The organism is Deltaproteobacteria bacterium CG11_big_fil_rev_8_21_14_0_20_42_23 (assembly GCA_002796345.1).
Classification (GTDB): domain Bacteria; phylum UBA10199; class UBA10199; order 2-02-FULL-44-16; family 2-02-FULL-44-16; genus 1-14-0-20-42-23.
This window is the reverse complement of the sequence record PCXC01000051.1, coordinates 6,167-16,499: the sequence shown is the minus strand read 5'-3', so window position 1 is coordinate 16,499 and position 10,333 is coordinate 6,167. Positions and strand designations below refer to the sequence as shown.

Sequence of the window (10,333 nt, the reverse complement as noted above, 5' to 3'; positions counted from 1 at the left end):
TTGAAAAGCTCGACATCATGTTCATTGGCTTTATTCTTTTCGTGCTTATCGTGGAGGGTCTTAAATAGTGTTAACACGCCCTAGCAGCACAAGTATCCGCGAACTTCAAATTATTGATCCTTCATAAATCCTTCCCCAAAAAATGGGGCAAAGACTTGGCCCCTTTTGTTCTAATCGTCCGATAAAGTACGGAAAATGGTAGCAAGAATTTGTTTTCGACGCTCAGGAGAAAGTGCAGCGAAGCCTCCGCCAACAAACGCAGATCCAAGCAATTTTCCAAGCTCTGAAATGTGGCCTTGCGGCTGCGGCCATGGATCGAGACCAAGCGTAATACCTACTGATGCTGCAAACACTGAAAGCGATGCAAAGAAGGCGATATTTGCAAGATCGAGACTCTTTGGTTTTTGAGAGCGAGCAAGCTTTGCCGCAAAAGTAATGGCTGTTAACAGTGCCGGCAACAAGACAAACCATGAACCCGGCGCTGTTTCTTCCGAATATGGCGCAGCACTCGCCACCGCAAGCGCTGCTACAGCAGAGCGCGCAAAAAGTGTTGGTGCTGATGGCCTTGAAAGTGAAGGCGCTGAAACATGTCCCACAAAAAAAGCCGGGGCTTTGCTAAGATTTCTGCCCGCAAAGGCAGCATTCACAGATGCTAGCGAAGAAGCAAGCGAAGGGGCTTTAGCCGCTATTCCCAATTGTAAAATTCCAGCCATATTCACTCCTTTTCATTCTAAATCTGATCGTTCATCTCTCGCCTTTATCGTGGGATGAAGAAAAAAGTTTCGTGTTTTTTAACGTTTTGAAGGCTTTTTTCAGCCCAAAAATGGTCTTTTATTCCAAGCACTTGAAAAAAAGTGCTTGTATTTCAAGCAAATAGAGTTCATCATTATTCTATCTATGCAAAAGTTGGCCCAAAAGAATTTTCGTTGGATTCTGCTTGCAGCTTGGCTCTGCTCGTCGGCTGCACTGGTGTGTGCCTCGGTATGTCAAGCAAGTGAGTCTCTCGAAACGTCAACTCATAGCTGCTGCGAAAACCAACAAGAAGAACAAACCGAGCCTCAAACGCAAAAATCAAACTGCACCCACAATTCGGATCAGTTTTTTCAAGCTTTTTCAGAAGTAAACTCACTTCAACACTTTACCCTCCTTGGCTTTGCCACCATTCTCTTCAGCTCACTTGATGTTCAAGTGGTAAAACAAAACTTCTTTACGTCAGAGCATGAACGTTTTCACTCTTCTTCCGCGCCACCGCTTTACCTCATCAAAAACGTTTTCACCATTTAAGCTTTATCTTTTTCGTACGCCATTCGCATGGCGGTGATGATCTTTTTTACGATAAGGATAAAGTATGAAACGTATTTTTCTCGCACTTTTTTTAGCTCAAGTTTTTGTGAGCGCTCCCACTTTGGCTGGGAATGGAATGGGTCTTGAGCAGTTAATTCAAGAAGCCCTCATTTCCAATCCTGAAATTCAAGCCGCAAAGGCAAGCCTTCTTGCAGCCGAAGCCAGAATTCCACAAGCCGGCGCTTGGGATGATCCACGCGCAAGTGTAGAGTTTTCGAACGTTCCCGTGGGAGATCCCTCACTCAAAAGAACACCGATGAGTGGCATTCAATATGGCTTGAAGCAAAACATTCCCTTCCCCGGGAAAAAAGGAACTTCCAAAAAGAAGGCCTCACTTCAATCTGATGCAGAAGCGCTGAAGGCTCAAGATACGATTGGGAAAATTATTTGGGAATTGCAGCATCACTATTATCAATACTTTTTGATAACGCGTTCCATTGACATTATAAAACGTAACCAAAACATTTCGAAAGAATTAGTTGCCATTTCACAACAAAAATTTGCAAGCAACATGTCCACAGAACAAGATGTGCTGAAGGCGCAAATTGATTATGGCAGCACTGCAGAACAATTGTTGGATTTAGAAAAAGAACAAACAAGCTTGAGAAGTCACATTGAATTTTTAGTTGGTCATGCTTTAGAAGAAAAACTTTTGTTTTCGAAAAATACTCCAAACTCAAAAATATCTCCCGAAGCAAAAATTCTTTTTGCCAAAGCTCAAAAAACAAACTGGCGTTATCTCATTTCACAAAAACAAATTGACGTTGCAAAAATGGAAAAACGACTCGCAACGCTTTCGGCACTTCCCAATGTGGATCTTGGGCTGGCTTATAGACAACGTGCCTTTATGGCCAACGATCCTGTTCAAGGAGAAGATTTTTTTAGCGTTTCTCTTTCTGTTCCTTTGCCGATTTTTGCGGCTCGAAAACAAAATAAAAAAATACTTGAAAGCAAAGCTCTGCTTCAACAATCACAAGCTTTAGCTCAATCTACTAAAAACAGACTTTCCTCTTCACTTGAAGAAATCACCGCTGAGCTTAAACGAACGCAAAAAAAACAAACGCTCATCCGCCAAGCTTTGTTACCACAAGCCAAAGCTGCTTTTGCGAATTCAAAAAGTGCATATCAAACTGGAAAAATTGAATTTATCAATGTGTTAACAAATCAACTTTCAGTTCAACATTTTGAGCTAGAACTTGTCGCTGCTGAAACCAGTTCTGCGCAAGCCGTTGCAAAATTAAATTATCTTTTAGGAAAAAACTTTGCTTCACCACGAGGAGAAAGCCATGAATAAATCAACACAAAAAAAATACTTTCTTGCAGCACTGCTTTTTCTTTTAGCCGTGGGAAGTTATTTTCTGTATCACACTGTTTTTCAGAATACGCATCAGCATGAACAAGAAAATGTGTACTACACTTGTTCGATGCATCCGCAAATCAAACAGGACAAACCAGGAAACTGTCCTATCTGTGGAATGCGCTTGATTAAAAAAGAAACGCAGCGTCATGAAGAAAATGCAAAAGAGAGTTTGAGTAACGAAATCAAAACGCTTAGCCTTTCTCCTCAGCAGCAAATGTTGGGAAATGTTGCTACCACCAAAGTGGAAAAGAAAAATCTTTTCAAAACTCTTCGAGCAGCAAGTATTGTGGCTTATGATCGCGAGCTTTTTATCGCTGAACAAGAATACATTAGCGCACTGAACCTTACACAGTCATCTTCACGAAGTGGTTTTTCTGATATTCACGCCCAAAACAATACACTTCTTCAAGCGGCACAAAAAAAATTAGAACTTCTTGGAATCAGCAAAGAAGAACTCCGCATACTTCAAAAAACAAAAAAAGCAGATGAGTCGCTTTATATCACATCGCCAGGAAAACCAGTATGGATCAATGCTTCCGTGTATGAAGAAGAACTCAAAAATATAAAACAAGGACAACAAGTTAAAATCCATTTTGGAAAAAATGCTTCACCCGTTTTTGGAACTGTAGCAGCAATAAGCCCTGTCCTCGATCACACAACTCGTACATCAAAAGTACGCATTCAAGTTAACGCATCTCACGCAACTCAAGTGTTTCCAGAAATGTTTGCTCACACTGAAATTCACCTCGATCTTGGTGAACACTTAAGCATTCCAAGTTCCAGTGTCATTAACACCGGAACAAAAAAAGTTGTCTGGGTTGTCGTTGAAAAAAATCATTTTGCGCCGCGAAGCATTGTGTTGGGAGAAAAAGCTGATGATCACTTCATCGTAGAAGAAGGAATAAGTGAAGGCGAAGAAGTTGTTTCGCAAGGCGGCTTCCTGCTTGATTCTGAAGCCGAACTCAACTCAAGTTTTGAACAAGGCACAACGCCGGCACATCAGCATTAGGAGCAAGCTATGATTGAAAAAATAATCGAATATTCCACAAAAAATAAAATGCTGATTATTTTATTTTATCTTCTCCTCATCTTGTGGGGATTTTGGGCTGCATTCAACACTCCTGTTGATGCCATTCCCGATCTCTCAGACAACCAAGTCATCGTCTACACCGAATGGCAAGGAAGATCTCCGCAAGTAATCGAAGATCAAATCACTTATCCCCTTGCCAGCAATTTGCAAGGCTTGCCAAAATTAAAAGTTGTGCGCGCTCAATCTTTTTTTGGCTACTCTCTCATCTATGTGATTTTTCAAGATGATGTTGATGTCTATTGGGCACGAACTCGTGTGTTAGAAAAACTCAATTTCGCAAGCGGACTTTTACCAGATGGAGTTATGCCAACACTTGGCCCAGATGGAACTGGCGTTGGCCATGTTTACTGGTACACCGTGGAAAGTGAAACGCACGACTTAGGTGAACTTCGCACCTTACAAGATTGGTACATTCGCTATCAATTAAACTCGGTGCCCGGAGTTGCAGAAGTAGCAAGCGTTGGCGGGTTTGTGAAACAATATCAAATTGATGTGAATCCCAACAAACTTCTTTCTCACAACGTAGATCTTCAACACATTGTAGCTGCAGTGAGAAAAAGCAATAACGATGTTGGTGGAAAATTACTTGAAATGAACAACATCGAATATGTTGTGCGCGGATTAGGATACATCAAATCAAAAACTGACCTGGAAAATATTGTGGTGGGCGTAAATGAAAAAGGAACTCCTGTTTTTGTAAAGGATGTTGCAGCAGTTCAACTTGGCTCAGACATTCGCCGCGGCTTGCTGGACAAAAACGGCGACGGTGAAGTGGTGGGTGGAATTGTCGTGATGCGCTATGGTGAAAATGCAAAAGAAGTGATCGATCTCGTAAAAGCAAAAATTGCAGAAATTGCAAAAGGTCTTCCGCAAGGTGTAAGCATCAAAACTGCCTACGATCGATCCAACCTCATCGAGCGGGCTCTCTCAACTTTGAAACACACACTGCTTGAAGAAATAATTATTGTGAGTCTCATTGTTCTTCTTTTTCTGTATCACTTTCCAAGTGCGCTTGTGATTATCATTTCACTTCCAATTGCCATATTGGTTTCTCTCATTTTCATGAAATACTTGAGCATCACATCCAACATTATGAGCTTAGGTGGAATTGCCATTGCCATTGGAGTGCTGGTGGATGCTTCCGTGGTGATGGTGGAAAATGCGTATCGACATCTGGAAAGTGGAAAACCAAAAACAGAAGAAGAACGAAAAGAAATTATACTTACATCGGCCAAGCAAGTTGGACGACCTATTTTCTTTTCACTCCTGATTATTATTCTTTCTTTCTCTCCTCTTTTTCTTTTGGAAGGTCAGGAAGGAAAACTTTTTCATCCACTCGCTTTCACCAAAACCTTTGCCATGTTGGCCGCCGCCTTCATTGCGATAACGCTTGTTCCTCTTTTGATGAATTTGTTTATGAAGGGAAAATTCAGAAGTGAAAAAGATAATCGCCTTTCTCGATTTTTTTCTCGACTCTATCAACCAGCACTTGTTTGGTCTCTTCACCACAAGAAAAAAGTTCTCATCGGAACACTTCTTCTCTTTTTGATTTCACTTGGAATTTCTACCAGAATCGGAAAAGAATTTATGCCGCCTTTAGATGAAGGCAGCTTGCTCTTCATGCCAGTAACGCTGCCAAACGTCACGGTTTCCGAGGCGAAGCGAATTGTGCAAGTGCAAGACAAAATTATTTCAAATCATCCTGAAGTTGCATCTGTTCTTGGGAAAGTTGGACGCGCAAAAACCGCAACAGATCCCGCTCCTGTTTCAATGATCGAAAGTATCATCACACTCAAACCAAAAAGTGAGTGGAGATCCGGGATTACCAAAGATGACATCATCGCCGAATTAAATGAACTACTTCAAATACCAGGCGTCACCAACGCATGGACACAGCCCATTATTAACCGCATCAACATGCTCGCAACAGGAGTACGAACTGATTTGGGCGTGAAAATTTTTGGAGATGATCTCAACACCTTACAAGACTTGGCTTTTCAAGTTGAAAAAGTTTTAAAAAATATTCCAGGAACGGTAGATCTTTATGCCGAACGAGTGATGGGTGGAAAATATCTGGACATCGATGTGAACCGCGAAACCTCAGCCAGACTGGGTTTGCACGTTGGCGATGTTCAAGACATGGTTGAAACCGCAATCGGTGGAATGAATATTTCAACCGCTATTGAAGGACGCTCTCGCTTTCCTATTCGAGTTCGGTACGCAAAAGATTTTCGTAACGATCCCGAAAACTTAAAACAAGTTTTGGTTGCAAATGCTTGGAACTGGCGCAACCCCGCGCCACGAGTGCAAGTGCCGTTAGGTCAAGTTGCGAACATCAACATTACCTCTGGCCCACCAATGATAAGCAGTGAAAATTCTCTGCTCCGCGCCATCGTTTTTTTGAATGTGAGAGGCCGCGATGTAGGAAGTTTTGTGGATGAAGCAAAGGCAAAACTGGAAAAAGAAATAAAACTTCCTCAAGGCTATTATCTTTCGTGGAGCGGACAATATGAAAATCAACTTCGTGCAAAACAAAAACTTCAACTGCTCATTCCGGCGGTGATTCTGATTATTTTTCTTTTTCTTTATTTCACTTTTCACTCGTGGAGCGAAAGTTTGCTGGTGGTCCTTTCGGTTCCCTTCGGCCTCATTGGCGGACTTTTTCTGCAATGGCTCTTGGGATACAATTTTAGTGTGGCCGTGTGGGTTGGGTATATTGCGCTTTCGGGGGTTGTGGTGGAAACAGGAGTGGTGATGCTGGTGTATTTAAACGAAGCCTTGGAAACCCGCATCCAGCAAGGCATTCCCATTACGAAAGACGAAATTTATCAGGCCACACTTGAAGGATCTCTTTTGAGACTTCGTCCAAAACTGATGACCGTTGGCACTTCGCTTATTGGCCTGATTCCAATCATGTGGTCAACGGGAACCGGATCTGATCTGACGAAGCCACTTGCAACTCCGCTAATTGGTGGCATGCTCAGCTCAACAGTGTTAGTGCTCATTATTATTCCACTTCTTTTTATGAGCTTGAAGCAAAAGGAATTTTCTCATCAAGAAGTTAAAATGAAAGAAGGATAAAGTTATGAAAAAACAAATCACACTCACGCTCGTTATGTGTGGAACGTTTCTTTTTTCCACTCATTTTCTTTTGGCAGATGAAAATGAAAAAGCAAAAAATGCACCCGAGCTAGAAACTGCATCACCAAGTACTTTGCAGTCAATCAACCTTGATTACCAAAAAAAGGTAAAGCCTATTTTCGAAGCAAAATGTTTTGATTGTCACTCCAAAAACACCGTGTATCCGTGGTACTACAAAGTTCCTGGTATAAAACAACTTATGGATAGCGATATCGAAGAAGGCCTAGAACATATGGATATGACCAACGGCTTTCCCTTTGCTGGCCATCATCCCAGCGCACAAAAACAATTAGAAGAACTTGATGAAGTGCTGGAAGAAAACGACATGCCTCCTCTTCAATACAAACTTATGCATTGGAATTCGAAACTAACGCCAGCCGATAAAGCAGTTATTCTTGACTGGATCGAAAACAGCACGAAAGCGATTAAACCTAAATAGGAGAACTTATGTCAGAGTGTTGCCATCATCATTCCCACGATAAAAAAAAGAAACTTTCTGAGCTACAGGAAAACAACATCACCTCTCAAGAGTGGACATGCCCAATGCACCCTGAGGTAATCCGCGCAGAGCCGGGTGATTGCCCGCTTTGCGGCATGGCACTTGAACCAAAAAATCCATTTTCTGATCACGATAATTCTGAGTTGCGTGAAATGAAAAAACGTTTCTGGATTACTCTTTTCCTCACCCTTCCTCTTCTTGTTATTACGATGGGCAGCATGTTGATGAAGGAAGCTTTTTTCGAACGCTGGGTTCAAGCTTCCACTCTCCGCTTCATCGAACTCGCACTTTGCACGCCAGTAGTATTATGGGGAGCTTATCCTTTTTTCGTTCGTGGATGGAAATCCATCGTCAACAAATCACTCAATATGTTTACCCTTATTAGCATTGGTGTTGGTGTGGCCTATTTTTTCAGCCTCATCGCGTCTCTCTTTCCTGATTTTTTTCCAGATTCTTTTCGAACCAATGAGGGACAAGTTGCAGTTTATTTTGAAGCAGCAGCAAGCATCGTTGTGTTAATTCTTTTGGGTCAGGTTTTGGAACTTAAAGCGAGAGCACAAACTAGCAGCGCCATTAAAGCCTTGCTAGATCTTGCTCCGAAGCAAGCGCGAATTGTGAGAGAAAATGGAAAGGAAGAAGACATCCCATTAGATGAAGTAAAAGTGGGAGATGTTTTGCGCATCCGCCCAGGAGAAAAAATTCCTGTTGATGGAATTATACTTGAAGGCGAAAGCTTCATCGACGAATCAATGATCACCGGAGAACCAACTCCTGTTTTAAAAAAGAAATCTGAAAAAATTATCGCTGCTACTTTAAACAAAAATTCTACCTTGCTCATGAGGGCAGAAAAAGTTGGCGCCGAAACATTATTGGCCAACATCATTCACATGGTAAGTGAAGCACAACGCAGCCGAGCTCCTATTCAAAAACTTGCCGATCAAGTGTCGGCTTACTTTGTGCCCGCCGTGATTGCTTGCGCGATGTTAAGTTTTGCCGTTTGGGCCTTCGTTGGGCCAGAGCCTCGCATGGCTTACGCTCTTATCAATGCTGTTTCCGTTTTAATCATTGCTTGCCCTTGTGCACTTGGTCTCGCGACACCTTTATCCATCATGGTTGCAACGGGAAAGGGAGCAAGCTCTGGAATTCTGTTTAGAAATGCCGAAGCCATCGAAATCTTGCGCACGGTGAATGTATTGCTTGTCGATAAAACGGGAACACTCACGGAGGGAAAGCCAAAAGTAAAATCTCTCGAAACGCTTGAAAATTTTTCTCACACCGAACTTATTCATTACGCCGCAAGTTTAGAAGCGGGAAGCGAACATCCACTTGGCGCTGCTCTTCTCGAAAAAGCGAGCGAAGAAAACCTTTCACTCTATTCTGTCCAACATTTTGAAGCCTTCACTGGAAAAGGCGTAAGGGGAAACGTTGAAGGCAAAAGCATTTCCCTGGGAAACAAAACGCTGATGGATGAAATGCACATTGATCTTTCTCCACTTGAAGAAAAAGCAAAACAGCTTCAAGAAAAAGCTGAAACACTCATCTACTTTGCACGTGATGAAAAACTTGTTGGCATTATCGGCATCGCCGATCGCATCAAAAGCTCAACACCTGACGCAATCAAAACCTTACATAAAGAAGGTATAAAGGTGATCATGGTCACAGGGGATAATGAAAAAACCGCACGTGCCGTTGCCAAAATACTTCAGATTGATGAAGTTCTCGCAGGAGTTTTACCCGAACAAAAACTTCAAAAAATAAAAGACCTTCAAGCTTCGGGCGCAGTTGTTGCTATGGCTGGAGATGGCATCAATGATGCTCCGGCACTTGCTCAAGCTCAAGTGGGAATTGCAATGGGAACAGGAACCGATGTTGCTATGGAAAGCGCCGCGGTTACTTTAGTAAAAGGCGATCTTCGTGGCATTGCAAAAGCACGTTTGTTAAGCAAAGGCACCATGCGCAACATCAAACAAAACCTTTTCTTTGCCTTTTTCTACAACGCCCTTGGCGTTCCTCTTGCTGCAGGCTTACTCTATCCCTTTTTCGGAATTCTTCTCAGCCCTGTCATCGCAGCTGCCGCCATGAGCTTAAGTTCTGTCTCCGTTATCGGAAACGCATTGCGTCTACGTCATATGAAGTAAGACTGGGGTGATGGTTCAATAGGACAATAGTGCGATGGTACTTAATACTTTTTTTGCTTTGTCATTCTGAACGAAGAGAAGAATCTCCTCTGACAATTTCCCCCTCTTAGATTAAGAGGGGGTTGGGGGAGTTAGAGTTCTTGCAGTGAGAAACAACAGCCTCACAACTCTAAACACCTCTTGCCCTGCGATCAGCATCAATAAAGCATTTGGCGTCAGCTTCAGAAACGCCGAGGTGTTGGGTGAGAAGCATTTTTACTTGTCCGTAAAATTCGTCTGGGGCGAGATGGCCTGAAAACGTGACGTCATCCTCTTCAATCCACATGCGCAGAGCTGTTGTTTGATTTTGCCTAGGCAAGTTTTCCATTATTGTTTTTAGTTTCCCCCTGAATTCAGGATGTGCTGTGAGCAATGCGGTTACAAGTAAACGGAGGACATTTGCTTCTCCAGTTGCTATTTTTTCGAGATGCGTATTGATGATGCGTTGAGCTTGTTGTTGATAAAGCAATAAAGCTCTTTGTTCACGCGTTAAGCTAAGCATTTTAAGTTCAAGCTTTGCATAGTCAGCAGGAAGAACTGCGTTTAAGAAGTTGAAGCCTTGCTGTTGCTGTTCTTCACCACTTCCAAAAGTTTCAATCAAGCTTAAGCCTTCTTCAAACCAAACTTTGCTCTGGTATACTTCTTCCAGCTTTTGCTGACCGTTGAGATACCGCTCCAACATGGCATTTGATATTCCAACAACATCCGGAAGTATTCCCCCA

The 10,333-nt window shown here is 42.5% G+C and carries 7 protein-coding genes; 6 read left to right on the top strand and 1 reads right to left on the bottom strand.

Annotated elements, in window-relative coordinates; all coding sequences use genetic code 11:
- Positions 1 to 170: 170 nt before the first annotated feature.
- A complete protein-coding gene (locus COV43_06430) occupies positions 171 to 713 on the bottom strand; it encodes a hypothetical protein (GenBank protein ID PIR25221.1) in 543 nt (180 codons plus the stop codon).
- Positions 714 to 897: 184 nt separating this feature from the next.
- Between COV43_06430 and COV43_06425 the strand changes: the two genes are divergently transcribed.
- The 6 genes from COV43_06425 to COV43_06400 all read left to right on the top strand — a co-directional run bounded on the left by COV43_06425 (position 898) and on the right by COV43_06400 (position 9,572).
- Positions 898 to 1,284 carry a hypothetical protein gene (locus COV43_06425; GenBank protein ID PIR25220.1) on the top strand — a complete coding sequence of 129 codons (387 nt, stop codon included), beginning with the start codon at positions 898 to 900 and terminating at the stop codon, positions 1,282 to 1,284.
- Between the two features lie 64 nt (positions 1,285 to 1,348).
- Entirely contained in the window at positions 1,349 to 2,638 is a 1,290-nt protein-coding gene (locus COV43_06420; GenBank protein ID PIR25219.1) for a hypothetical protein, read from the top strand.
- On the top strand, positions 2,631 to 3,713 hold the full coding sequence (locus tag COV43_06415) for a hypothetical protein (GenBank protein ID PIR25218.1): 1,083 nt from the start codon (positions 2,631 to 2,633) through the stop codon (positions 3,711 to 3,713). Before COV43_06420 ends, COV43_06415 begins: the two co-directional genes overlap by 8 nt.
- 9 nt (positions 3,714 to 3,722) lie before the next feature.
- On the top strand, positions 3,723 to 6,875 hold the full coding sequence (locus tag COV43_06410) for a CusA/CzcA family heavy metal efflux RND transporter (protein ID PIR25217.1): 3,153 nt from the start codon (positions 3,723 to 3,725) through the stop codon (positions 6,873 to 6,875).
- A gap of 4 nt (positions 6,876 to 6,879) precedes the next feature.
- Complete coding sequence (locus COV43_06405) at positions 6,880 to 7,374, top strand: hypothetical protein (protein ID PIR25216.1); 495 nt, start codon at positions 6,880 to 6,882, stop codon at positions 7,372 to 7,374.
- A gap of 104 nt (positions 7,375 to 7,478) precedes the next feature.
- Positions 7,479 to 9,572: a copper-translocating P-type ATPase gene (locus COV43_06400; protein PIR25222.1), complete on the top strand. Its 2,094-nt coding sequence runs from the start codon at positions 7,479 to 7,481 to the stop codon at positions 9,570 to 9,572.
- Positions 9,573 to 10,333: the final 761 nt, after the last annotated feature.